The sequence below is a fragment of the Shimia sp. R9_1 genome (genome assembly GCF_017743775.1).
Taxonomy (GTDB): Bacteria; Pseudomonadota; Alphaproteobacteria; order Rhodobacterales; family Rhodobacteraceae; genus Shimia.
Map to the genome: position 1 here is coordinate 142966 of NZ_JAGHRN010000006.1, position 25255 is coordinate 168220.

The following is a 25255-nucleotide window of genomic DNA, read 5'->3' on the forward strand; positions in this document are numbered from 1 at the left end:
GCGAAAACATGAAACGACGTGACTTGCTTCTGGCCGCCGCCCTCAGCCCGGTGGCCTCGCTCGCCAAAGCCATGCCCAATCCCTCTCTGGATGCGCTCAAAGAGATCGGCCGCGCCGCACTTGCGCAAGGTGCCGTTCCGGCGGACCCTGCGACCTTGCGCGCCGCACTTGGCTTACTTTCCCACGCGCACCTGTCAGATCACACCGGATCCCTAAACGCGAAAGTCGCGGAGGATTTTGCCGCAGGCGCCACCGTTCAGGTCGATGGCTGGGTGATGAGTGAGACCGAAGCCTGCGTCTGCGCATTGATCGCTTTGCAGGAAGAAAGGGCCTGACATGCGGGTATTGATCCTTCTGATTCTGATCGCCGCCTGGGGTCTCTTCCTGTCCGTTTTTGTCCCTGGAAGCCTCTATTCCGGCACCGTGATCGGCGCGCTTATTGTGACTCTGTGTTTTCTTTTATTCGGCCGCAAACGCCGCAATGGAAACAAAGCCAATTAAGCCAGCGGTATTGTCCAATTCCACAGCGGTTTTTGCCTATTTTCACTGCCGAAGGTGTTGCGTGAACGTGTCACCTCACTCCGCAATTGCCACAGCCCACAGCGGTTGCTAGAGTTTGAGCCAATTCGAAGGCATTTTGCTTTAGGTATTTTTAATTCTTTTGTTTTGGTCAGGAGTCATACTTTGACCGTTAAATACTCTGTCATCGTTCCAATTTTGAACGAGGAAGAAAGTGTGGGACTGCTCTACCAGAAAGTCGCCACCGTTTTTGATGAGTCCAAACTGTCTTTTGAGCTCATCTTTGTTGACGACGGATCCACCGACAGCAGCTTTGAAAAGCTCTCGGAGCTTTCCGCAGAAGACCCGCGTGTGGTGGTGCTGAAGTTCCGCAAAAACTACGGACAGACCGCGGCGATGATGGCGGGCATTGAATATGCGCGCGGCGAGGTTCTGGTCACCATGGATGGCGATCTGCAGAACGATCCCGCAGACATTCCCATGATGCTGGCCAAGATTGACGAAGGCTATGACATGGTCATCGGCTGGCGCATCAACCGTCAGGACAAATGGCTGTCACGTAAGTTGCCCTCGATGATTGCCAACCGTCTGATCGGCAAGGTCACCGGCCTGCCGGTAAAAGACAACGGCTGCTCCCTCAAGGTCTACCGCGCCAACACCATCAAGCGGGTGCCGCTCTATTCCGATATGCACCGCTTTATTCCGGCGATGACATTGCCCGTGGGCGCGCGCATTGCCGAAGTGGGCGTGCGTCACCATGCCCGCCAATTTGGCGAGTCCAAATATGGCCTGTCGCGCATTTTCAAAGTGCTGCTTGATCTGATTGCGATCAAAACCCTGCTGATGTTTTCGCGCAAACCCATGCGGCGCTTCACCGGACTGTCCGTCACTTTTGCATTTTTGACCTGCCTCTTTGCTTGGCCCATCGTCTTTGGCCCCGGCGCTGCTGAAACCGGCAGCGTCATGGTCTTTACATCCGTGGCCATGCTCTGCGGCTCTCTGTCCCTTTTCTTGTTTTTGGTCGGCGTGGTCTGTGCCTTGGTGCACCGCCAGATTGGGCCCGACAAATTGTATTGGCTCGGCGGCCATTCCGTGACCGCGCTGCCGAATGGAGAATAAAATGATTCACAGTCAAAATACCCATGACGCAAAAGCGGCAAGCGAACTTCTCACGGTGATTGTCACCGCCGATGGGGATGGCAAAGGGCTGAAAGAGTTGCTGTCTGATTTCCGCCCGGTGCTTGATGCCCGCCCCGAGCCTTACGAACTGGTTGTGGTCTATGAGCAATCCTCGTCGGGCATCACCCAGGCGCTCAGCGCGCTACAAGACAGCTGGCCCAACCTCAAATCCATCGGCCAGCGCCCTTGGGCCGGCGAAGACTCGGCCATCAAACACGGCATTGGCCAGGCGGTGGGCGATATCGTCCTCACGCTGCCATCATGGCGCGAAATTGAGCCCGGCTCCATCAATGCGCTGCTCGATGGGCTTGCCGACGCCGATATGGTGGTGGGCAAACGTGACAAAGTAGATCGCAACGGCATCCAGAAATTCCGCTCTTGGGCCACCCACGGCCTGCTGCGCGCCTTGTTTCAACAAAGCTTCAGCGATGTGTTCTGCCGCGCCCGCGCCGGTCGGCGTGATGTGTTCCAGAAGGTCTCTGAACTGGGCGTCCGCCAACACTTCCTGCCCCTGATCGCCGCCTCTGAAGGCTATAAGGTCAAAGAGGTTGATGTGACGGTGATGCAAAACCTCAACGAACAGGACATCTACAAATTCAAACCCCACGCCCATGTCGGTGCGCTGGTGGATCTGATGACCCTGTTTGTCGGCCTGAAATACCTGCGCCGCCCCCTGCGGTTTTTTGGCTCTGTGGGCGTGCCCCTGATCTTGGTTGGCGCTTTGCTGACCACCTATCTGGTGATTGAGCGCCTGTTCTTTGGCGCGGCCCTCGCGGACCGCCCGGCGCTGGTGTTTGCGGTTCTGATGCTGGTGCTTGGCATCCAGATCGTTGCCCTCGGCCTCGTCGGGGAAATCATCATCTTCTCCTCAAGCCGAAGGTTGCGCAGCTACGAGATCGATCAAGTCCTGCGGGGCCGCCCGACCGCTGCAGAAGAGGCGGCCTCAGAACGCACCGCGCGCCCGCGCGATACAGAGACCCCACCACAGGGCGATCGCCAGCAGGCTGACATAAGAAGCGATATCGCGGACGCCTGACGCATGCAAATGGACGTCCTCAACCCGCAGCGTTGAGGGCGTCTCAAACACCCCTTTGACAGAGACGAGCGCACCTTCGCCCAGCGTTGTGTTTGTCAGCGCAATGCGCTCGCCGGTCCACACACGCAAATATGGCGCACCGTTCTCAACCACGATTCGGTTGCGATCAATGCCAATCTCCCGCCCCACGCGCTGGTCATATTCCGCCAACACTTTGGTAGAATGCACATTGGCCGCGAAAGCCCCTTTCTCCATCGCAAGTGGCGCACAGAAATAGACCGCCAACAGCACAACCGCAGCGCCTGCACGCCCGCCCCTCGGGCGCAGCAAATCGTCACCATTGGGCGCATCTCTAAAAACCATCCAGAACGCCACGCCAAGGCTCAGCCCATAAAGCGCATAGGTGGGCCAATCCTCCGGCCAGAACAGCCCGAAATTCAACGGCTCCCAATGCAAAGGCGCAAAAAGCAGCACGCCGTTGGCCCATTTTGTCTGCAGCGCATCCAATGCAAAATGCAGCAGCGCCCCAAGGGCCAATACATTGAAAACGCTCACGGCTCTCCGGCTGAACAGCGCCAAACAGGCGCAGAGCACCAGACTCATCAGCAGACTGCTTTGCGCCACCACATAGAGCCGCAGCTCAATCACAGGCACATCGCCAACGGCGTGCACCACCCGCTGCAAAATCCACGGCAGATCCGGGATCACACATCCCGCCAAAATCCATTTTGTGTCCGCCTGCGGCAGTCCAATCCGGGTGAGCAGCATCTGCGCGCCGATATGCCCCAAGGTGGCAGGCACGGCTCAGCCAAACCGCTTTCGCAACTGCATCCGCACCTGCGCCGCAACAAAGGCCGCCGGGGTCGTCAACGCTCCAAAACACGCCGGGGAGCGCTCAACCTGTCGCAACCAATCTGCCATGCTGCCAAACGGACGTTCCGGATCTATCGCGCAGTCCGCTACAAACCCGTAGCGCCCAACGGCCCGCTCCTGATTGGGCAACGGCAGCGGGTCTGACCCCGCCAAAACGCGCCAGCCGTGGGCTTCGGCTTCTGCCAGCAAGGCTGGCCGCTGCGCACCACGCATCCGCACGCCACTGTCCGCGACAAAGACCCCCGTATCGGTCGGCGGTTGCGAGACCAGCGACCGCACCACCTCGCCCCGCGCGCCCTGCCACTTGCCAAAGCCCCAGGGCAACACCACCAGCAGCCCCTGCCCGACCGCCGCGCTGATCACCTCTGCCAAGGGCGCCCCGTCAGGCGGTGCCACGGATGTCCCATGCAGCAAAACCTCAAGCCCTTCCTGCGTCACAACCTGGCGCCCGGCGACAATATATATGCGGCTCCCATCCGGCGCGCACGCCACCTTCGTCATCTCTTCTTGGGTTGGCGTGATTTCCCATTCTCCAGCCTTTTCGGGGAGAGAATCATAATAATCCACGCCTGATATCTCCGTGAGAAACAAAAAGCCGACGTCAGAATGACTGTTTCTCATTAACCCCATAGTCGACCGCGCATTATCGAGCGCCTTTTCAACGGAAAACGCGGAATGAATATGCACATGGCCATCAATATGGCAGCGTTTCAGACCGCCAGCAGCAGCCTCTATATCATTGTTATTCAATAGATTTGGCCCAAATAGAGACAATAATGTGTTTTCTCTATATCAGCCTCCGACGCAGGCGACGTCAATAAAAACCGCGCGAAATAGCGGCGAATTTCACGGCCAACCCCCACGCCCCGAACGCTACTCTTTTGGGTAGGTATCAAAACCCTGACTGGAAATTCACAAACCTCTAATTTTAAATGTTTTTTTAATAGATTATTAATACTTATTGACGCCGCTGAAATCTCCGTATCTTATTTGTGATGTGTCTGTGGGAAGGGTAATCAAACAGGCGGAATATCGGGGGAATTTAACAATTCCAAACCGCAGGACCATTTTTTGCCTGCATAAAATTTATACTTTTGCCTCTTTGATGTTCGGTCCATCAAAGCGGACCTATTTGTTTAACATTCGGCGCAATTCCGCTCTGAATCCCCGCTCCGCTGCTCTCCCGCTTATTTGGCGAAAAATACGCGTTTGTTGCGAGTAATTAGGGGGAATAAACAGTGTCATACTATTACCGCGAATATGAATGGACCGCTCTCAAAGAATCCGATCTTCTGGATCAGGGCGGCAACGGCTCCAGCATCGGCTGTGGCGATAAATTCACCATGCCGGACAGCGCCTCAGTCTGTCTCTCAACCAAAGACAACGATTACTTCCTCTCCGGCGACAACTGCCGCAATGAGCACGCCAACGACCGCTCCGGTCAGCAGGCCTATGTCGACGGTGAAAAAGTTGGCGGTCAGATGTATGCGGAAAGCTATCACGTGCTGAAAGGCTCTGATGGCCAGACCTACTACATGATCGAAATTGAAATCGAGGATCACAACGCCCCCGGCGCAGGCGACGATTATTTCAGCTTCTACGGCGCAGTGCCGCCAGAAGGCACCGAGCTGACCGTTGTCAAAACCTGCAACGTCAGAAGCAACTGGGTCGACTACAAATGCCTCAGCGCAGGCGAAAAGGTCGAAACCGGCGCGATCTCCGGCACCGTCTTCTGCGATGTGGACTGTGACGGCATCAATGGCGAAGTCACCGTCATCCCGGGCTGTGATTACACCATCGAAGCCGAAGACATGGCCAGCTATGGCTTCAAAACCGTCGAAGGCGCGCAGGCCTCCGGTGGCGAATTGGTCAAGCTCTACTGCGCAGGTGGCTACGGTGAGCTTTGCACCACCTTTGACGGCAAAACCGGCGTTTATGACGTAAAAATCCGTGTGCAGGATGAAAAAGACGGCCAGAGCGTCATCAAGCTTAAGGTCGGCGGTCAGGTCGTCGAAGCCGTCCGTCTGGATGCAGACACCGACGGCTGGGGTTCCAATGATGGTGGCTTCTCCACCTATGTGATCAAAGATGTTGCGATTGAATCCGGTCAGGACGTCACCTTGAAAGCCTTTGGCGACGACTACGAATATGTCCGCATCGACAACATCGTTCTGGAAGGTCAGGATCAGACCGAAGTGGTCTCTGAACCCACCAAAGCGGGCGTGACCATCAAGCTTCTGGATCTGGACGGCAATGTGGTTGCAACCACCCAGACCGATGCGGATGGCAACTACCGCTTCGATGACGTCCCTGTGGGCGACTACAAGATCATGGGCGTTGCCCCGGATGGCACGGAATTCACCATTCAGGACGCTGGCGCAGATGACAGCATCGATTCCGATGTGGATGAAAACGGCATGTCCGGCGTGGTCTCTGTCACCGCCGACAGCGAGACCGACATCGACCTCGGCGTCTGCGTGAAAGAAGATCCCGGTTCCCTCTCCGGGCGCTATTTCTGCGACGTGGACAGAGATGACCTCGACAACAACAACGGCGACGAGCCCGGCATTCAGGGTGTGCTTGTCACCTTGCTCGACGCCAATGGCGATCCGGTGCTGGACGCTGGCGGCAACGCCATCACCACTCTGACCGATGCGGATGGCAACTATCAGTTCTCTGATCTGGAGCCCGGCACCTATGGCGTCAAATTCGAAGACCCCGATGCCGTGCTGGTTGGCAAAGAGCTGGTGAACCCTAATGTTGGCGCGGATGACACTTCCGACAGCGACGCCATCGGCGACACCACCATGTCCGTCATTGAAAACATCACCGTGGTGTCCGGCGAAGACACAGGCGACAACGACGCCGGTGTGCGTGACACCGACCCGATGACTGCCGAGCTGGGCGACACCGTCTGGCTGGACCTGTTTGGCGACGGCATTCTCAACGACGAAGCGTTCGATCCGTTCTTCAACGGCCGCGAACAGGGCGTGCAGGGCGTCACCGTGCAGCTCCTGACCGCCTCCGGCATGGTGCTTGCTGAGCAGATGACCGATGAGAACGGCAACTATCTCTTCACCGGTCTCGCCGCAGGCGACTACAAGGTCGGCTTCCTCCTGCCTGAGGGCTTTGCCTTCACAGCGGCCAATCAGGGCGGCGATGATGCCCGCGATTCCGATGCGGTGCCGATGAGCGCTGATTTCGCGATGACACAGGTGGTCACCCTGGCCGAAGGCGAATCCAACCTCACGCTGGACGCCGGCATCCTGCGCTGCGGTCTGATCGAGGGTACCAGCCAGGCCGATGAAAACTCGCCGGTCGGCGGCTTTGACCTGCTGGTGGGCTGTGAAACCGATGACAGCATCATCGGCTTCTCCGGCGAAGACACCCTGATGGGCAACGGCGGCAACGACACCCTAGAAGGCGGCAGCTATGACGACCTGCTGGAAGGTGGCGAAGGCGAGGATGATCTCAACGGCGGGTCCGAGAATGACATCCTGATCGGCGGCGCTGGCAATGACGATCTCAACGGCGACGGCGAGGTCGACACTGCGGTGTTTGGCGGCAACTTTGCCGATGCGGACATCCAAGTCGTCGACATCTTCACCGGCGAGCTGATCATCACCTCCGTGGATGGCGTTGACCGCTTGCGCAACATCGAATTCCTGCAGTTTGATGATATGACCGTGGCCGTGGAAGAGCTTGTACCAGGCGGCACCAGCGATCAGGTGGCCGCACCGGGCGCGGGTGGTTCGGTCAACATCGACGTGCTCGCCAATGACATCGAGCTCAGCGAAGGCATGCTTGAGGTCGCTCAGGTCAACAACGGCGGCTACGGCACCGTGGTGCTCGAAGCGGATGGCACCGTGACCTACACGGCTGGCGCGAACTTCACCGGCTATGACTCCTTCAACTACACCGTCACCAACGGTGTCGGCTTTGTCCGCACGGTCGAAGTGCAGGTCGGCGACGTCCCAACACTGGACCCGGCGGACCCAAGCACCATCGTACTGGTCGAGCCTCTGGGTGAAAACGGGGTCAGCTTCACCGGAACGGGTCTGGATGAAAACATCCTTGGCACACGCGGCGAAGACACCATCGAAGGGCGCGGCGGCGACGACTTCATCGAAGGCGGCCGGGGCGACGACAACCTGCGGGGCACCGCTGGCTTTGACACCCTGCTGGGCGGCGAAGGCGACGACACCATCAACGCCGACGGTCAGGCCGACCTCGCCTTGGGCGGCATCGGCAATGACGCACTTGCTGGTCAGGCCGGTGACGACACGCTCTTTGGTGGCGACGGCGATGACTTCATCCGCGGCCTGCAGGGCTCGGACTATGTCTCCGGCGGCGCGGGTGATGACCGGTTCCTCAGCCCCAACGACGGCGCAGATGTGATCCTTGGCGGCGCTGGTGCCGACGAGTTCATCTGGTCAGAGGCCAGCGATGCGGGGGAACGGGACTTCCTCGATGGGGAAAGCGGGATCGACCGCCTCGAAATCGAGCTGGACGGTGCCGATGCGGTTGCGGTTCAGGCCGAAGTCGATGCCTACCTCGCTTTGGTTGCCCTCAATGCGCCCGCAGCGGGCAGCATCAACGACGGCAGCATCCTCACAGACACCTTCAGCTTCACCACGCTGGATCTCGACATCCGCAACTTCGAGGAAGTGGTGCTCATCTAAGGCAGATCAGGCCCTCAATCGGGGGCCTGCTCACCCTCAGGTCGTGATGCGTCTCTTGGACTTACCTCAGCCTCACAGCGCATTGGCGACAAGACCAAAAGCTCCCGAAACACCTTCGGGAGCTTTTCCTTGTCTGGTCGCAGGTCATGCGTGCCGCGCACCGCGCCAGGCCGAGGGAGACTGCCCGAACTTCGCCTGAAACGCGCGGCTGAACGCCTCTTTTGAGGCATAGCCCACCCGGTCGGCAATCGCCTCAATCGATGCGCTGGAATGCAACAACGCCTCAGCGGCCTGATCCAGTCGCCACCCCCTCAGATAGGCCCCCGGCCCCTGCCCCATCACCTGTTTGAACCGATCCGCAAAGTTGGACACCGACATCCCGGCAATATCCGCCAGCTCCGCATTGCTCAGACTGCCGCCGCTGTTGGAGTGGATCGCCGCAATCGCCCGAGCGATCCGCTCGTCTTTCGCCGCCGCCAGCCACCCGGGCAAGCTGTCATCAGATTGCGCCCAGCGTCTGAGAATAACCACCAGCAGCAAATCCAAAAGCCGGGACACCATCAAACTTGCCCCCGGCTGCGTCGCGCCCAGCTCGCGCAGCACCAAACCGCACATTTCATCAAGCCATTCGATAGGATCTTCTGCCAGTCCGTCCAGCACAATCACCTGCGGCAATGACTGCAACACGCGCTCGGCCAGATCCCCGTCCACCGTGAAGCTGCCGCAAAAACAATGGATTGCCGGGCGCAACCGCCCCCCGCTCTCAGGATCAATCAGCGTGGCCTGCCGCGCCTTCAGAGCTGGATCACGAAACACAACATCATGCGCCGTGCCTTGCAGCATCAACGCGATCTGCTTTTCCTGCAAGGTCACCGTCGCCCCACCTACCGGGGAGATGTCCAACGCCCCCTGCTGAAGAATGTACACACACGGCTTTCCCGGTGGCACCGCAAAGGCCAATGGCGTCTCCGGCGTGATCACACGGGCGCTTTCCCCACGCACATGCACAATGTCGAGCACCTCTGAGAAGGCGTCCGTCTCAAACATTGGAGTTTCTGCTAACACTTCCGGCGTTTCCGTCATCGGCAAATCCCTTCTGACCCCATACCTCTCTTGGCAATGCTAACCCTGTCGTGAGGTCATCCAAAATGTCTATTGCTCTCAGCAAGTTCCGCAGCGTCGTCGCCGCACTCGCCCTGTCTTTGCCAGTCGCTGCCGCCGCAGAAAACGCCTCCGTCGTGCTTGTTCACGGCGCATTTTCCGACGGTTCTGCCTGGCACAGGGTCATCCCGATCCTGCAAGACGCCGGGGTTTCCGTCAGCGCCGCGCAACTTGCGCTGGCCGACCTGCAAGAAGACGCCGCAACCGTCACCCGTTTGGTCGAGCTACAGGACGGGCCGGTGGCTCTGGTCGGGCATTCCTATGGCGGCAGTGTCATCACTGAGGCCGGCGCCCATGAAAAGGTCGAACACCTCGTCTATGTGGCAGGCTTTGCCATGGAGGCGGGGCAATTACTGTCAGATCTTACCAAAGATCAGCCCGCCGCGCCGTGGCTGTCGGAAATCTACCCGGATAGAGCCGGATATCTGCGCCTGACCGCCACCGGCATCTCCGAGTTCTTTGCCCCTGACCTGCCAGCATCAGAGACCGCTGTCATGGCCGTGACCCAAGCCCCCCTCAAATATGACACCAATCAGGATGCGCTCTCTGTGGCGGCATGGACCCTTAAGCCCTCCAGCTATGTGATTGCGGAAAATGACCAAATCATTCCGGCCCAGATCCAAGGCTACTTCGCGCAGAAAATCGGTGCCGACGTCACAACTGTGCCCTCCAGCCATGTGGCCATGCTCGCCCAGCCGGAGGCCGTCGCCGAGGTGATTTTGAACGCCGTTCAAGCCGCCGCCTCCCAGTAGCAGCCTGTCTTTCCCCCTTTCTTTGGCCTCAGCGCCACAACCTCCTCCAACAAAGGACCACCCAAATGACCACACTGATTTTGGCCGCACTGATCCTCTATTTTGTGCAAACCCTGCTGCCGGTCACCTTCCGCTACCGCGGCAACCCCGCCTCCTTCAACGCCCGTGACGAGATGCCCGCAACCACCGTTCTGGTGGGCCGCGCAGAGCGCGCCTTGGTCAACGTGGGCGAGGCCATGATCCTCTTCCTGCCACTCGCTCTGCTTACACTCAACGCCGAAGGCGCGGTGCTCGGGGCAACCATCTTCATGATTGCGCGCGTGGCTCATGTGATCCTCTACCTCACCGGCGTGCCCTATCTGCGGACCATCGTCTGGGCGATCAGCCTCGTGGGCCTCGTGATGATGGCGCAGCACATCGGCTAAGGGGCGCTTGCCCTCTAGAGAGACCTCCCTCACCAACAAGAAAGCACCTCAGGGGCTTTCTCTGCCAACAGCCGCGCAGGTTTTGCAGACAGAACCTTCCAAAGTTGCAACACCCGCCCTCAGAGCGCGGCCCGACAGCCAAATTCATTTGCGACAGGGGGCAACCTGTGCTGAACTTCCCCTTGCGCCGGACGCGATTTTTGTCCGCCTGCACAGACTTTTTGAATTTGAAATTTTTTCTAAACTGCTGTTCCAGACGTCATGAAACCTGCCAACGCCGCGTTGATCAAAGATTGCCTGCACGCCTCAACCGGGCGGATTTCCGATCTCTTCCTGCCCCCGGTCAAGAAATACGCCATCCTCTCCGCCGGACGGTCAGGCTCCAACCTGCTGGTCTCCCTGATCAAAAGCATCCCCAAAACCCGGCAGCACGGGGAAATCATCGGCGAATACCAGTTGCAAAGCGCAGCGGTCCGCCGCCGGATCACCGGCGCGGGTGCGCAATCCTATCTCGAACGCCGCCTGTCGCGCATGTCCAACGAAGACATCGTTGGCGTCAAACTGCTCTATCGCCATCTCGAAAGCGACTATGGAGAGAAATTCGGGATCAGCGACACCAGCGGCGTGCTGCCTTATCTGCGCGCGGCAGAGGACATCCGGCTCATCCACCTCAGACGCAAAGACAAACTCGCCGTGCTCATTTCAACGCGCCTGGCCTATGAAAGCGGCGAATGGGTCGGCGGGTCTTATGGCGACCGCACGCTGAAGCTGCCTGTGGATTGGGTCCGGGACCGTTTTGAATGGCTGGAAAGCTGGGAGGCGCGGATTGCCGAGGCTTTCCCGCCCTCACGTCTTTTGCAGATGACCTACGAAGATCTGGTGGCCCAGAAAGAGGCCGAGATGCAGCGTCTTTGTGCCTTTCTTGATGTCCCGCCAGCGCCGTTTCACTCCAAAATGTCCAAACAGAACAAGCGCCCCAAGTCCGAGGTTGTCAAAAACTTCGCCGAACTCAAGAACGCCTTTGCGGGCACCCGCTACGCGCCCCTGTTTGAGGAGTGATCCGCCCAGATCACGCCCCCATCCCGTAAAACCACGCCGCCGTGCCGCCAAAAACCTGCGCATGGTCCGCCTCGGGCACCAACTCGCGCATGGCGCCAGCAAGCGTCGCGTAGTCTGACGATAGGCTGTCGACCGGAAAGTTCGAGCCAAACATCACCCGCGACGCCCCAAACTGCGCAAGGCATTCCGCCACGATCGGGCGGATGCTGTCCACCGTCCAGTCGTGGTCAAACATGCCCAGCCCGGAAAGCTTGCACGTCACCTGAGGCAATGCGGAAAGCGCCTTCATTTGCTTGGCCCATTGCGCCAAACCGGCCGCACTGCGATCATGCGGGCTGCCCGCATGGCACAGCGCCACCTGCGTCTCAGGGGCCTGCGCCAGCACCCGCGCGGTCTTCTCCATCAACTCCGGGATCAGCTGCAGATCAAAGGACAGCCCGCGCGCACCGGCCATCTGTAATCCCCGCAAAAACGCCGGATCATCGAGCAGCACATTGGTGCCGGTCACCGCATCCTCACCAGGCGCGCGCCCGACAATCTGGCGCACTCCGCGCACGGTCGAAAGCGCCTGAAACGCATCCAGCTGCGCGTCCAGATCCGGCGCGGTCAGATCGCAAAAGACAACCTGCGCCATCGGCCAATCCGGCGTCTCTTCTGCCACCGTCTGCACCCAGCGCGCCTCTGCCAGACCATCCTCGGCCCCCACCTGAATATGCACCGAGCCAGCAAAGCCCTGCGCCGCCGCATCTTCGCGAAACTCCGCGATCAGGTAGTCGCGCTGGATCGAGGCCGGATCGCCAAAAAACCGCGCCACGCCTTTGGCCATCAGCCACGGGTAGCTGACCGCCTTCAAATCCCAAAGGTGGTGATGTGCATCAATCCGCATGGGTCGCTCCCGCGCCTGAAATGCCTGTGGTCCGCGCCAGAATATCCACGCCCTGCTGTTTCCAGAAATGCAGCAGATCGATGAAAATCCAGTTCTCCGCCAGCTTGCCGCCGTCGCGACGATAGATGTCGATCACGCGAAACTCCCCGGCTTTGCCGGTTGCTGGCATGCCCATAAACCCGCCGCTTGGCACGGCGGTGAAATTGGGCCAGCCAAAGAAGCCACCATAATGCCCTTCGGCCATACGGCAGATGTGATTGGTCTTGGAACGCTCGGTGAAACCCGCCCGAAACGGCCCGGAATGCTGCTTGGCATAGCGTTCAATGGTGTAGGTCGCGCCAATCCCCGTTGGCCCCCACCAGATCATGTCGTCATGCCACGTCAGCGCCAGCTCTTCTTCCAGTGGCAGCGGATTGTCCCATTGCCCCAGATCGCCAATCATTGCCTCAATCGCCGCCAGAGTCTTGGTGCCTTCCTCTGCGGGCTGCGCCTCATACAGCAACCCATCATGGGTCAGCGGGCCGGGCTGCACCAGCTGCGCGGCGGTCTGCTCCGGGAAGGGCTGCAAACCCGCCTGCACCATCAGATGCGGAATGTCGAAGTACATCGCGGTCTCAACAATCTTGCCATCCAACACCCGATGAAAGGCGCAGTAGCGCAGAAAGGCCATCTTGCCGGTGGGAGCAATGCCCAACCACGGCTGATCAAACAGCCCCATCAAATGCCCCATGCTGCTCACCCAAACGCCGCCCTGATCGTCAAACCGGTTCTGCGCGGCAAAAAAGATGTCCATCCGGCGCTGCATCCGGCGCAGGCTCTGACGCAGCGGGGTCCAGAATTTGTACCCCACTGCGCGCGCGCCACGGATCTCGTCAAAAGGATGAAATCCGCGCCACACCAGCTCAGAATCACAGTATTTGGCCATCACCTCCGCCGCGCCCTCCGCCGGAGCTGCGTCCAAATCGGCATAAAATGCCCGAATAATGTGCTTGGCCTCTTGAACATCACGCATGTGATTTTCCCATATTAAACATGTATTTGCTGCGCATTTAACAACGCGGCTTCCGGAGTCGTTTCAAGTATTTTTGCATACGTATGCAAAAATGTCTTGCCAAAACCGACGCGGCGTCACTACCATTTTGCAAACGTATGCAAAACGCACCCGGATCAACCGGATGCTGCTCGGGGGACCAAAATGGCCGAAATTCAGCTTCGCAATGTGGGCAAGCGTTGGGGCACTTTTGTGGGTGTTCACAACTTCGACCTCACCATCGCCGACAAAGAGTTCCTTGTGCTGCTCGGGCCCTCCGGCTGCGGCAAAACCACCACCATGCGCATGATCGCCGGGCTTGAGGATGTCACCGAAGGGGAAATCCGCATCGACGACACCGTCGTGAACGAGCTCGAGCCCAAAGACCGCGACGTGGCCATGGTGTTTCAAAGCTACGCGCTTTACCCGAACATGAACGTCTATGAAAACATCCGCTTTCCGCTGAAGGTGCGCGGCATTGATCCGGCCACCCACCATGAGCGCGTCATGCAGGCCGCAGAGCGCGTGGAGCTGGGCGAGTTCTTGCACCGCAAACCGGCGGAACTCTCCGGCGGCCAACGTCAGCGCGTGGCCTTGGCGCGCGCCATTGTGCGCAAGCCCAAAGTCTTCCTGATGGACGAGCCGCTCTCCAACCTGGATGCCAAGCTGCGGGTCTCCACCCGGGCCCAGATCAAAAACCTGAGCCATGATCTTCAGGCCACCACCATCTATGTGACCCACGACCAGATCGAAGCGATGACACTGGCGGACCGCGTTGTGGTGATGAAAAAAGGCGTGGTGCAGCAGGTTGGTTCTCCGACCGAAATCTATGACCGCCCTGCCAACACCTTTGTGGCCAGCTTCATCGGCTCTCCAGCCATGAACCTGATGGATGGCGCGGTCACAGGCGGCGTGTTCCGCGCGCAAAATGTGGAAATTTCCGGCATTGATGCCCCTGATGGCCCACTAACCCTCGGCTTCCGCGCAGAGGATGCCGCTGTTGCCGAAGGCAAAGGCCAGATCACCGCCCCCATCTACACGCTGGAGCTTCTTGGCGATGCCACGATGATCTCCGTGCGTGTCGGGGATGCACTGGTTTCCGTGAAAGCTGACAAGACCTACCGCGCCGAAATCGGCGATCTGGTCTCCCTCAGCATCCCGACTGAAATCTGCCACCTCTTCAACGCAGAAGATGGCGCAAGACTGGGATCTTAACCCAGCGTTCTGCCTTCGCATAAGCGGCCAAGGCCAACCGGGGTGAAAGCGCCCCAATTGACCAAAACAGGGAGACACAAATGTCTATGATGAAACTTTCAATGCTCGGCGCAGCGGCCGTGTTCATGGGAACCACCGCTTATGCGGGCTGCGGCGTGACCTCCGGCAACGTCAGCATTCTGGGCAATGACTTTGCCGCCATTCAGGCGGTTGCCGAAGGCGCCAAGCAATGCGCCGGTGACGGCGTGACCGTTGAGAGCAACCTCAACAAAGATTACCGCGATCTGCAGATCGCCGCGCTGACCGCAAATCCGGCGCAATATTCCACCGTGGTCACCACCAACGCCGCCATCGTGCCGCTGATCGGCGAAGGCCTGATCCGCCCGCTGGATGATCTGATTGCCAAACACGGCCAGAACATTTCCAAGAACCAGCTGATCACTGTTGATGGCAAGGTGATGGCGGTGGCGTTTATGGCCAATGCCCAGCACCTGTTTGTGCGCACCGACATCCTTGAGAAAGCCGGTGTCGAAGTGCCCACCACCTATGAGGATGTTGTGGCCGCAAGCGAAGCCATCAAAGCCGCAGGCCTGATGGAACACCCCTTCGCCACCACCAGCCAGACCGGCTGGAACCTCGGCGAAGAGTTTGTGAACATGTACCTCGGCTTTGGCGGCGAGTTCTTCAAGCCCGGCACCGCAGAGCCGAATGTGAACAACGAAACCGGCGTGGCCGCGCTCAACATGCTCAAGTCGCTGACCGAGCAGTCCAACCCAGATTTCCTGACCTTTGATTCCAACGCGGTTCAGGCCTCCTGGGAAGCGGGCGATCTGGCGATTGCGCACCTCTGGGGCTCGCGCGGCACCGGTATTCTTGATGCGGAAGGCTCCACCGACGAGATCGTCAGCAACACCGTGCTGGTTTCCTCCCCCACCGTTGGCGGTGGCAGCACACCTGCCTCTTCCCTGTGGTGGGACGGCTTTGCCATCGCTGCCAACGTGAGTGATGAAGACGCCGAAGCCAGCTTTGTCGCCATGCTCAACGGCATCAGCCAAGAGAATGTGAAAGCCAACAACGACGCAGCCGTCTGGCTTGTCGAAGGCTATCAGCCCTCTGCGGCCTCCGCGGGTGTTCTGGCAACCGCCACCGGCGGCACCAAGCCTTACCCGATGATCCCTTTCATGGGTCTGATGCACTCCGCCCTTGGCGCAGAACTCTCCGAGTTCCTGCAAGGCTCTGAATCTGCTGAGCAGGCTCTGGCCGATGTTGAGGCAGCCTATGTCTCCGCAGCCAAAGAAAAAGGCTTCCTTCAGTAAGAAGCCATCCCTTGGCAGAACCGGCCCCCTCCCCTCCGGTTCTGCCGCCCCTGGCCCTTCGTGAACGGGACGATCTGACATGCGCCATAAAACCTTCCTCTGGTTCATTCTGCCCAGCCTTGCGGCGATGATCCTCTTCATTGCGCTGCCGCTGGTGTCAGTGGTTGTCCAGTCCATGCACATCGAACATGAGCAGGTCCTTGTTGTGACCGAAAACTGCGGCCCCTTCGGCTGTACGCAGGAAAGCTCTGTCGACACTGAGGCCACCGCCAAATTGCGCGCCGAGCAGCCGCTTGGGCGTTTTGCGGGCCTTGCCACCTATTTTGACCGCGGCCACCTCGCCAGCTCGGAAGTTGCCGAGGCCTGGGCCAATCGCGAAAGTCTCGGAGACTTCTTCGCCGAGCTCTATAATCTGCCGTTTTACAAGGCGCTGGCCTTCACGCTGACCTACACCTTTGTGGTCACGCCGATGGTGATCGTGCTCGGCCTGCTGATCGCGCTGGGGGTGAACCGCCTCACACCTGCGCTCAAAGGTCCGACAATCTTTGTCTCCCTGCTGCCGATGATCATCACGCCGCTGATCGGCTCGCTGATCCTGTTCTGGATGATCGACGCCCAAGGGGTGATCGGCAAATCCCTGCAATGGATCTTTGATGATCCGGAACTCTCGCTGAAAGCCTCTCCACCACTCACATGGATCACCCTCATCGTCTACGGCATCTGGAGCGGCGCGCCCTTTGCCTTTGTGGTCTTCTACGCAGGGCTTCAGACCGTGAACAGCGACTCTCTTGAAGCTGCCATGATCGACGGGGCCACCAAATGGCAACAGATCCGCTATGTGGTGATCCCCCATCTGATGCCGCTGGCGGTGTTTATCTCCCTGATGCAGCTGATGGACAATTTCAGGGTGTTTGAACCGGTGGTGGGCTTCTCAGCCCAGGCTAATGCGCCCTCGCTCTCCTACATCATCTTTGCGGATATGCGCAGCGACATCACCCGCTTCAACTCCGCCGCCGCCACCTCGGTGCTGACCGTGATCGGGGTCACCATCCTGCTTGCCCCTGTGCTGGTGCGCACATGGCGCGACTTCAAAGGAAAGGCTGTCTGATGTCCTCCACCATTGCAAACCGCTCCTCCCGCAGCCTGATTGTGATCTCCTCAGCCTTCGTGCTGCTCTGGGTGATTGTCGCCTCCTTCCCCTTCCTCTGGACCCTCTGGGGCTCCTTCAAAGTGCAGGGCGATTTCTTCTCCAAGGCGGACTGGACTCAGGCCCTCACCGGCACGCGCACGCTGATTGAAACCGGCGGCACCTTCACCGGCAAAGGCTATGAAGGCGCTTGGGTGCAGGAAGAGTTCTGGCGCGCGGCGATCAACACTTTCATCATTGTGTTCTTCACCGTTGTCATCTCGCTGACCTTTGGCACTTTGGGCGGCTATGCGCTGGCGCGTTCAGGCCACAACTATTCCTTCTGGCTTTTGATGATCGCACTGGTGTTTCGCGCCATGCCGCACATCACCTTGGTTTCGGGCTACCTGCTGCCCTTCTTTGAATGGAACCTCTGGGGCCATATCCCCACCGCGATCATCGTACTTGTGGCGATCAACCAGCCCTTCACGCTCTGGATGCTGCATTCCTTCTTCCTGAACATCCCCAAGGATCTCGATGAAAGCGCCAAGGTCGACGGCTGCAACCAGTTCCAGGCCTTCCGCCATGTGATCATCCCGGTGATGTGGCCCGGCGTCATTACCACCGGCCTCTTCTCCTTCCTACTGGCCTACAATGACTTCTCCGTCACCTCGATGCTGCTCAGCGAAGAGAACCGCACCATGGTGCCTGCGATCTACGGCTTCCTTGGCTCCACGCAGGAAGAGGGCAACGTGATGTTTGCTGTTGCCTCCGTGGTCTCCGCCACCGCACCGCTCTTTGTGCTGGTGATGTTCTTCCAGCGCCAGATCGTTTCGGGCCTGACCGCAGGGGCGGTGAAAGGATGAGCGCCACCGCCCGCCACAGCGCCATGGCGCGCCACCCTGCGCTCAACAGGATGCCCCGTGATTTTTTGAGTGGGGCTTCTTACGCCCAACTCAAAACAAACAACGCATTCTACTAGGAGACTGACCATGAAAGGTTCTCGCCCCGAACAAGCCGTTCTGACCCGTGACACGGATATGAGCAAAACCGAAGACACCCGTCGCGTGATCGAAACCATGGTGGATGGTCTCAACGACCACCGCATCGACGATATCGGCGAATTCTTCACCCAAGGCTTCCGCTGGATGGGGAACCAGGGCTGCGGCACCAAAACCGGCCTCAAGGAATTCCAAGACAACTGGCAACGCCCCTTCCAGGCGGCGTTTTCTGACAAAACCTGCATCGACGAGGCGCGACTTTATATGGGCGAATGGGCCGCGGCCTTTGGCCGTCAGGAAGCCACCCACTCCGGCGAATTCCTCGGCATTGCCCCCACCGGCAAACGCGTTGAAATCCGTTATATGGATTTCTGGAAAGTTGTGGACGGCAAGATTGTCGACAACTGGGTAAACGTCGATTTCGCCCATGTGGCCGCCCAGCTGGGGGTCGACATCTTCAACGGCGAAGGCTGGGAAGCCTATGACCGCGGTGAAAAAGAAGCGCCCCGTCCAGAGGCAAAATAAACCATGTCCCGGGCGCAAGTCCGGGACCCAACTCTATGAATGAGGCCCCGCCGATCCTGCGGGGCGGGAGACACCGAGATGACCATCGAGTATCTGAAACGCGGCAAAGACCAAGCAGAACGTGCCGAAGACGATGCCAAAACCCGCGCCGTGGTCGAAGCCACGCTCAAAGACATTGAAACCCGCGGCGACGCCGCCGTGCGGGAACTGTCTGAGAAATTTGACAATTATTCCCCGGCCTCTTTCCGCCTGAGCCAGGAGGAAATCGACGCGCTGATCGCCTCGCTGACCGAACGCGAGCTGGCCGACATCAAATTTGCCCAGGAGCAAGTGCGCAACTTTGCCCAGGCCCAGCGGGACTCGATGCTGGACATCGAAGTGGAAACCATGCCCGGCGTGATCCTCGGCCATAAAAACATCCCGGTGCAATCCGTGGGCTGCTATGTGCCCGGCGGCAAATTCCCCATGGTGGCATCGGCGCATATGTCCGTGGCCACCGCCTCTGTGGCTGGCGTGCCGCGCATCATCGCCTGCACCCCGCCGTTTCAGGGCAAACCCAACGCCGCCGTGATTGCCGCCATGCATCTGGGCGGCGCCCATGAGATCTATGTGATGGGCGGCATTCAGGCGATTGGTGCCATGGCGATTGGCACCGAGACGATTGATCCGGTGCATATGCTGGTTGGCCCCGGCAACGCCTTTGTGGCCGAAGCCAAGCGCCAGCTCTTTGGCCGCGTCGGCATCGACCTCTTTGCCGGCCCAACCGAGACCATGGTGATTGCAGATGAAACTGCGGCAGACGCCGAACTCTGCGCCACCGACCTGCTGGGTCAGGCAGAGCACGGTTACAACAGCCCCTGTGTGCTGCTCACCAACAGCAAGAAACTCGCCGAAGAGACCCTTGTGGAGATCGAGCGTATCTTGCAGATCCTGCCCACCGCCGACACCGCGCGCGTGAGCTGGGATGAATACGGCGAGATGATTGTCTGTGACACCTATGAAGAAATGCTCGAAGTGGCCGATGATATCGCCTCTGAGCATGTTCAGGTGATGACCGACCGCGACGATTGGTTCCTTGAGAACATGACCTGCTATGGCGCGCTGTTCCTCGGCCCGCGCACCAATGTCTCCAACGGCGACAAAGTAATCGGCACCAACCACACGTTGCCCACCAAAAAGGCGGGCCGCTATACCGGCGGTCTCTGGGTGGGTAAATATCTGAAAACCCACAGCTATCAGAAAGTCACCACAGATGAGGCGGCCACGCTGATCGGCGAATATGGCTCCCGCCTTTGTATGCTCGAAGGCTTTGTGGGCCATGCGGAGCAATGCAACGTGCGGGTGCGCCGCTATGGCGGTATCAACGTGCCTTACGGCACCGGCGCGCCTTACCGCGACGCCGCCGAGTGAGGCAGTTCTGGGACTGAGGGGCCAGCCCCTCAGACTACCCGGGATATTTTGAGCAAGAGGAAAATGGACAGACACACCCGGCATAAGGCAGCGATCAAGGCGTTTCGTGAGGCGGCTTATGATTTTGACGCGGCCACAGTGCAGAATGCCTTGGCGCAGCTCTGTGCGCCGGATGTGGACGTCCACCTGTGCCATCCGTTTGGCGATCTGACCGGACCGGAGGCGCTTTATGAGGCGGCCTATGCGCCGCTCTTTGCGGCGGTGCCCGATCTGGAGCGGCGTGATTTCATTGTCATGGCGGGTGCAGATGCCTTTGGTCAGGATTGGGTCGGCTGTGGCGGTCACTACACCGGCGTGTTTGTCGCCCCGTGGCTCAACATCCCACCCACCGGCCACCAGATCGCCATGCGCTACCACGAGTTTTTCCGTTTTGAAGACGGCAAAGTGGTGGAGATACAGGCGATCTGGGACATCCCCGAAGTGATGATGCAGGCCCGCGCCTGGCCAATGGCCCCCTCGCTGGGGCGTGAATGGCGCGTGCCCGGCCCCGCCACCTGTGATGGCATTGTGGCAGGGCCCTATGATGCAGAGCAAAGCGCGCAAAGCTGCCAACTGATCCTTGATATGCTGACGGCTTTGGTAAAACATCCCAAAGATCCGAACCCGCGCGTGATGGAACTTGACCGCTTCTGGCACCCGCGCATGAGCTGGTATGGCCCGGCAGGCATTGGCACTGCGCGCGGCATTTCCGGCTTTCGCAACTGGCACCAGATCCCTTTCCTTAAGGCCATGCCTGATCGCGGCCAGCATGAGGATGAGATTACCCATCATTTCTTCGGCGACGGCCAATATGCAGCCGTCACCGGCTGGCCCAACATGATGCAAAGCCTCAGCGCGGACGGCTGGATGGGGATCGCCCCCTCCGGTAAGAAGATCAGCCTACGCAGCCTCGATTTCTGGCGCGTAGAAGGCGACAAGATCCGCGAAAACTGGGTGCTCGTCGATCTGCTCGACATCTACCGGCAGTTGGGTGTTGATGTCTTTGCCCGCTTGCGGGAATTCAACAAAGCGCGCAGCCTTGCGCGTCTGACACTGCCTGATGGAATGACCTGATGACCCAACTGCCCCGCACCCCGTCCTTTTCCCTTGCTGGCAAGACCGCGCTTGTCACCGGAGCCTCCTCCGGCATCGGTCAGGGCTGCGCCGTGGCGCTGGCTGAGGCAGGCGCGCATGTGGTCTGCGCCGCGCGCGGCGTGGACAAACTCAACGACACCGTCACCACACTCACCGAAGCGGGCCACAGTGCCGAGGCGCTGTCGCTGGATCAAAACGATCTCGAGGCGCTTACCCTCGTGATGGCGGAACGCGCCTTTGATGTGGTCGTGAACTCCGCCGGTCTGGCGCGCCACGGCCCCGCGATGGAGACCACACCGGAAGACTACGACGCCGTTATGGGGCTGAACCTGCGGTCGGCCTATTTCCTCTCAGCCTACGCCGCAAAGGCCATGGTCGCGGCAGGCAAGTCCGGCTCGATCATTCATATCTCCAGCCAGATGGGCCATGTGGGCGGCATCGACCGCGCGGTCTACTGCGCCTCTAAACACGGGCTTGAGGGCATGGTCAAAGCCATGGCCATCGAATGGGGCCAGTCCAAGATCCGCATCAACACCGTCTGCCCAACCTTCATCCGAACACCACTCACGCAATCGACCTTTGACAACCCGGAGCGCGCCGCCTGGATCAAAGAGAAAATCAAACTTGGGCGCATCGGCGAAGTAGAGGACATCATGGGCGCTGTCCTCTATCTCGCCACGGACGCCTCCGCATTGGTCACCGGCACCTCCATGCTGATCGACGGCGGCTGGACGGCAGACTGATGGCGGAGAAAGTCACCTCCCTGCAAGTGGCCGAACGTGCCGGTGTGAGCCAATCCGCGGTCAGCCGTGTCTTCACCCCCGGTGCCTCGGTGAGCCAGAAAACCGTGGACAAAGTGCGCAAGGCGGCTGAGGAGCTGGGCTACCGCCCCAACGTGCTCGCCCGCGCCATGGTCTCCGGCAAAAGCCGCATCATTGGCCTCGTGGTCGCCTATCTCGACAATTACTTTTACCCGGAGACGCTGGAAATTCTCTCCAACGCGCTTCAGGAAAAAGGCTACCACGTGCTGGTTTTCATGGCCTCACAAACCGCAGGCCCCATCGACGATGTGGTTCAGGAAATCCTGGATTATCAGGTGGATGGCATCGTCACCGCCTCTGTCGCCATGTCCTCCAAACTGTCGCAGAAATGCATTCAGGCCAATGTGCCGGTGGTGCATTTCAACCGGTTTGAGAAAACCCAGGGCGTCAGCTCCGTGACCTCAGACAACTTCGCCGGCGGTCGCGAGCTTGCGCAGTTCCTCGTTGCTGGCGGGCATAAGAAAATCGCCTATATCGCCGGTTGGGAAGGGGCCTCTACACAGCGCGACCGCGAAGCGGGCTTCCGCGCCGGTTTGGAAGAACTGGGCCAGAGCCTCTTTGCCCGCGGCTGCGGCGAGTTTGACACCGACCACACCCGCGCGACCGCCCACGCCATGTTCAACGTGCCCGCAAACGAGCGCCCCGACGCGGTGTTTGTCGCCAATGACCACATGGCTTTCGCGGTGATGGACGAGCTGCGCTTTGGCCTTGATCTCAAGATCCCCGAAGATGTCTCTGTTGTCGGCTTTGACGATGTGCCCCCCGCCGCCTGGCGGGCCTATGACCTCACCACCATGCGCCAGCGCGCCAATCTGATGGTGGCAGAAACCGTGGACGCCCTGCTCGCCCACATCGAAGATCCCGCCAGCGCAGCCCCCCGTCAGGTCTCCATAACGGCCCCGCTGATCGTGCGCGGCTCCGCCCGTGTGCCTGCCAATTGGCCCCCGCAAGAAGGATAAACCGCCATGCAAGGCTTTGACCCGAAGTTTAAGGACTTCCCCGACTACATCATCGGCATCACCAAAGAGATTTGGGAAGACCGCGGCATGGCTACTTTGCATGACTATTACGCCCCGGATGTGGCGGTGCGCATGCCCGGCTCTGTGTCGCGCGGCAACGCAGGCGTGATTGGCGCCACCATGGCGACACTCGCGGAATTTCCGGATCGTACATTGCTGGGCGAAGATGTGATCTGGTCCGGCACACCGGAGGAGGGCATGCTCTCCAGCCACCGGATTATGTCCACCGCGACCCATCTGGGCGATGGTGTCTTTGGCAAGGCCACCGGCAGCAAGCTGACCTACCGCATTCTGGCCGATTGCCACGCCAAGAATAACGCCATTGATGACGAATGGCTGATCCGCGACAACGGCGCGGTGGTGCGCCAGATGGGCTGGGATCCCAAGGATTTCGCGCGTGATCTGATCGCCCGCGAAGGCGGCCCAGAAGCCTGCGTGAAACCTTTCACCCCGGCCAATGACATCGACGGCCCTTACAAAGGCACCGGCAACGACAACCCATGGGGCCAGCGCCACGCCGATCTGCTGACCTCGATGATGGATGCCGATATGGCGGCGATCAAACGGCACTATAATCGCGCCGTGCAGAGCGAATATCCCGGCGGCGCTACCGGCCACAGCTGGGATCCGGTCGAACGCTTCTGGATGTCCCTGCGCGCCTCCCTGCCCTCCGCGAAATTCACCATCCACCACCAGATCGGCCGCGACGATCCCAATATGCCGCCCCGCTCCGCGATCCGCTGGAGCCTGCACGGCAAACACGACGGCTGGGGCGCGCTTGGCGCACCCACAGGGGCCGATCTCTATGTGCTCGGCATCAGCCACGCCGAATGGGGCGAACTCATCGGCGGCGACATCCGTCTGCGCCGCGAATGGACTCTGTTTGACGAAACCGCCGTCTGGAAACAGATCCTGCTGCACACCGGCGAGCTGTAAGGCGCGCTTGGTGCTGGCCCAAAACTCATATCTCAACGCCACACAGGCGGCGCGGCGCTTTCATGCACACCGCGCCTCTCTGCGCGCGCGGCGCTTGAACAACCGTCCTCCCGGACAGGGAATGTGAACCCCCTCACATTCCCACCCAATCCAAAGGAGACACAACATGAGCACCATCCAATCCCGCATCGTCCGCTACGGCGAGCTGCAACCCTGCAAAACCGCTTTCATCGACGCCCACACACCGGGCTCTGACCAGAAAGAGAACTTCACCATCGTCGGCGGCGGTGTCTCGGAATCCCCCGATCAGCACGTCCACATCACCGACAAGATCGGCTTCAACATCGGCGCGGCAGGCCAGCCGCCCAAATGCCGCAACTCCCTGCACAGCCACACCACCGCCGAGGTGTTTTTTGTGGCCAAAGGCCGCTGGCGCTTCTTCTGGGGCCGCTATGGCACCGCCGGTGAATTCATCGCTGAAGAAGGCGACATCTTCAACATTCCAACAGGCATCTTCCGGGGCTTTGAAAACGTCGGTCAGGACTACGGCATGATCATGTCGATCCTTGGCGGCGACGATGCGGGCGGTGGCGTCACATGGGCCCCGCAGGTGATCGAGGACGCGCAGGCCCACGGCCTGATGCTGGGCGACAACGGCGTGCTCTATGACAGCAAGAAAGGTCAGGAGCTGCCCCATAATGTGCGCCCCATGCCGCTGCTGTCTGAGGAAGAGCTGAAAGCTTACCCCGAAGTGCCGGTTGAGGATGTGGTTGGCAAATACGTCGCCCGCTATTGGGATCTGATGGCGCTGGGATCAAAGAAACCCGCCAAAGTGATTGGCAAGGACGCCATGATCAAGGACAAGCCCGGCTTTGAGGTGGATTTCCTCACCCGTGGCTCTGCTGTGACAGAGCAGGTCAAGACCGATCAGCCCGTGGTGCTGATGCCCGCAAGCGGCCACTGGCGCATCAAGATTGATGACGTGGAGGTTACCCTCTCCGCCGGGGACACCGCCGTGGCCATGCCGGGTGAGAGCTACAGCGCCGCGCCATCCATGACCGGCGAGGCCGGCCTTTACCGCATCACCGCCACCAACGATCCCGCCGGGGCGACGTGGAAAGGTTAATAAGCCCCCCTGCGCGGCGCAACG

At 59.7% G+C, this 25255-nt stretch carries 24 protein-coding genes; 19 read left to right on the forward strand and 5 right to left on the reverse strand.

Annotated features, from left to right (window positions below; translation table 11 throughout):
* The first annotated feature begins 8 nt into the window (after positions 1 to 8).
* From J7399_RS17910 to J7399_RS17925, 4 genes are all read left to right on the forward strand, one after another.
* Entirely contained in the window at positions 9 to 335 is a 327-nt protein-coding gene (locus J7399_RS17910) for a hypothetical protein (RefSeq protein WP_209088361.1), read from the forward strand.
* 1 nt (position 336) lies between these two features.
* A complete protein-coding gene (locus J7399_RS17915) occupies positions 337 to 501 on the forward strand; it encodes an LPXTG cell wall anchor domain-containing protein (protein WP_209088365.1) in 165 nt (54 codons plus the stop codon).
* A 183-nt stretch (positions 502 to 684) separates the two neighbouring features.
* Positions 685 to 1638: a glycosyltransferase family 2 protein gene (locus tag J7399_RS17920; RefSeq protein ID WP_247738901.1), complete on the forward strand. Its 954-nt coding sequence runs from the start codon at positions 685 to 687 to the stop codon at positions 1636 to 1638.
* Between the two features lies 1 nt (position 1639).
* Positions 1640 to 2734, forward strand: a complete 1095-nt coding sequence (locus J7399_RS17925) for a glycosyltransferase (RefSeq protein ID WP_209088368.1) — start codon at positions 1640 to 1642, stop codon at positions 2732 to 2734.
* Here the strand turns inward: J7399_RS17925 and J7399_RS17930 are convergent.
* Together J7399_RS17930 and J7399_RS17935 are read right to left on the reverse strand one after the other, a co-directional pair.
* A complete protein-coding gene (locus tag J7399_RS17930) occupies positions 2642 to 3535 on the reverse strand; it encodes a hypothetical protein (RefSeq protein WP_209088378.1) in 894 nt (297 codons plus the stop codon). The two genes, J7399_RS17925 and J7399_RS17930, sit on opposite strands and share 93 nt — an antisense overlap.
* A gap of 3 nt (positions 3536 to 3538) precedes the next feature.
* A complete protein-coding gene (locus J7399_RS17935; RefSeq protein WP_209088381.1) occupies positions 3539 to 4174 on the reverse strand; it encodes a hypothetical protein in 636 nt (211 codons plus the stop codon).
* Positions 4175 to 4845: 671 nt separating this feature from the next.
* Here J7399_RS17935 and J7399_RS17940 point away from each other — a divergent pair.
* Positions 4846 to 8289 (forward strand): SdrD B-like domain-containing protein, encoded by a 3444-nt coding sequence (locus tag J7399_RS17940; RefSeq protein ID WP_209088384.1) that lies wholly within the window; start codon positions 4846 to 4848, stop codon positions 8287 to 8289.
* A gap of 144 nt (positions 8290 to 8433) precedes the next feature.
* Here the strand turns inward: J7399_RS17940 and J7399_RS17945 are convergent, their stop codons facing one another.
* Positions 8434 to 9336: an AraC family transcriptional regulator gene (locus tag J7399_RS17945; RefSeq protein ID WP_209088387.1), complete on the reverse strand. Its 903-nt coding sequence runs from the start codon at positions 9334 to 9336 to the stop codon at positions 8434 to 8436.
* Between the two features lie 101 nt (positions 9337 to 9437).
* On the opposite strand from J7399_RS17945, the gene J7399_RS17950 reads away from it, so the two are divergent.
* The 3 genes from J7399_RS17950 (at position 9438) to J7399_RS17960 (ending at position 11686) form a co-directional block, all read left to right on the forward strand.
* Complete coding sequence (locus J7399_RS17950) at positions 9438 to 10202, forward strand: alpha/beta hydrolase (protein ID WP_209088390.1); 765 nt, start codon at positions 9438 to 9440, stop codon at positions 10200 to 10202.
* Between the two features lie 65 nt (positions 10203 to 10267).
* Positions 10268 to 10627 carry an MAPEG family protein gene (locus J7399_RS17955; RefSeq protein ID WP_209088393.1) on the forward strand — a complete coding sequence of 120 codons (360 nt, stop codon included), beginning with the start codon at positions 10268 to 10270 and terminating at the stop codon, positions 10625 to 10627.
* Between the two features lie 261 nt (positions 10628 to 10888).
* Complete coding sequence (locus tag J7399_RS17960) at positions 10889 to 11686, forward strand: sulfotransferase (RefSeq protein ID WP_209088396.1); 798 nt, start codon at positions 10889 to 10891, stop codon at positions 11684 to 11686.
* Between the two features lie 10 nt (positions 11687 to 11696).
* Here the strand turns inward: J7399_RS17960 and J7399_RS17965 are convergent, their stop codons facing one another.
* The gene (locus J7399_RS17965; RefSeq protein WP_209088399.1) at positions 11697 to 12572 is read right to left on the reverse strand and encodes an amidohydrolase family protein; all 876 of its coding nucleotides are present in this window, start codon (positions 12570 to 12572) and stop codon (positions 11697 to 11699) included.
* Positions 12562 to 13584: an ester cyclase gene (locus J7399_RS17970; RefSeq protein ID WP_209088402.1), complete on the reverse strand. Its 1023-nt coding sequence runs from the start codon at positions 13582 to 13584 to the stop codon at positions 12562 to 12564. The genes J7399_RS17965 and J7399_RS17970 overlap by 11 nt, the downstream gene beginning before the upstream one ends.
* Positions 13585 to 13767: 183 nt before the next feature.
* Between J7399_RS17970 and ugpC the strand changes: the two genes are divergently transcribed.
* The 11 genes from ugpC to J7399_RS18025 all read left to right on the forward strand — a co-directional run bounded on the left by ugpC (position 13768) and on the right by J7399_RS18025 (position 25231).
* Positions 13768 to 14817: a sn-glycerol-3-phosphate ABC transporter ATP-binding protein UgpC gene (gene ugpC, locus J7399_RS17975; RefSeq protein ID WP_209088405.1), complete on the forward strand. Its 1050-nt coding sequence runs from the start codon at positions 13768 to 13770 to the stop codon at positions 14815 to 14817.
* A gap of 80 nt (positions 14818 to 14897) precedes the next feature.
* Positions 14898 to 16133, forward strand: a complete 1236-nt coding sequence (locus tag J7399_RS17980; protein WP_209065498.1) for an extracellular solute-binding protein — start codon at positions 14898 to 14900, stop codon at positions 16131 to 16133.
* A gap of 79 nt (positions 16134 to 16212) precedes the next feature.
* A complete protein-coding gene (locus J7399_RS17985; protein WP_209088408.1) occupies positions 16213 to 17241 on the forward strand; it encodes a sugar ABC transporter permease in 1029 nt (342 codons plus the stop codon).
* On the forward strand, positions 17241 to 18125 hold the full coding sequence (locus J7399_RS17990; protein WP_058239334.1) for a carbohydrate ABC transporter permease: 885 nt from the start codon (positions 17241 to 17243) through the stop codon (positions 18123 to 18125). The genes J7399_RS17985 and J7399_RS17990 overlap by 1 nt, the downstream gene beginning before the upstream one ends.
* A 126-nt stretch (positions 18126 to 18251) precedes the next feature.
* Complete coding sequence (locus J7399_RS17995) at positions 18252 to 18785, forward strand: ester cyclase (protein WP_058239333.1); 534 nt, start codon at positions 18252 to 18254, stop codon at positions 18783 to 18785.
* Between the two features lie 78 nt (positions 18786 to 18863).
* Positions 18864 to 20195: a histidinol dehydrogenase gene (gene hisD / locus J7399_RS18000; protein ID WP_209088412.1), complete on the forward strand. Its 1332-nt coding sequence runs from the start codon at positions 18864 to 18866 to the stop codon at positions 20193 to 20195.
* Positions 20196 to 20258: 63 nt separating this feature from the next.
* Positions 20259 to 21308 (forward strand): ester cyclase, encoded by a 1050-nt coding sequence (locus J7399_RS18005; protein WP_209088415.1) that lies wholly within the window; start codon positions 20259 to 20261, stop codon positions 21306 to 21308.
* Complete coding sequence (locus tag J7399_RS18010) at positions 21308 to 22072, forward strand: SDR family oxidoreductase (protein WP_209088418.1); 765 nt, start codon at positions 21308 to 21310, stop codon at positions 22070 to 22072. The genes J7399_RS18005 and J7399_RS18010 overlap by 1 nt, the downstream gene beginning before the upstream one ends.
* The gene (locus J7399_RS18015; RefSeq protein WP_209088594.1) at positions 22069 to 23109 is read left to right on the forward strand and encodes a LacI family DNA-binding transcriptional regulator; all 1041 of its coding nucleotides are present in this window, start codon (positions 22069 to 22071) and stop codon (positions 23107 to 23109) included. Before J7399_RS18010 ends, J7399_RS18015 begins: the two co-directional genes overlap by 4 nt.
* Positions 23110 to 23115: 6 nt before the next feature.
* Positions 23116 to 24105 (forward strand): ester cyclase, encoded by a 990-nt coding sequence (locus J7399_RS18020; protein ID WP_209088421.1) that lies wholly within the window; start codon positions 23116 to 23118, stop codon positions 24103 to 24105.
* A 166-nt stretch (positions 24106 to 24271) separates the two neighbouring features.
* Positions 24272 to 25231: a cupin gene (locus tag J7399_RS18025; protein WP_209088424.1), complete on the forward strand. Its 960-nt coding sequence runs from the start codon at positions 24272 to 24274 to the stop codon at positions 25229 to 25231.
* The last annotated feature ends 24 nt before the right edge of the window (positions 25232 to 25255 follow it).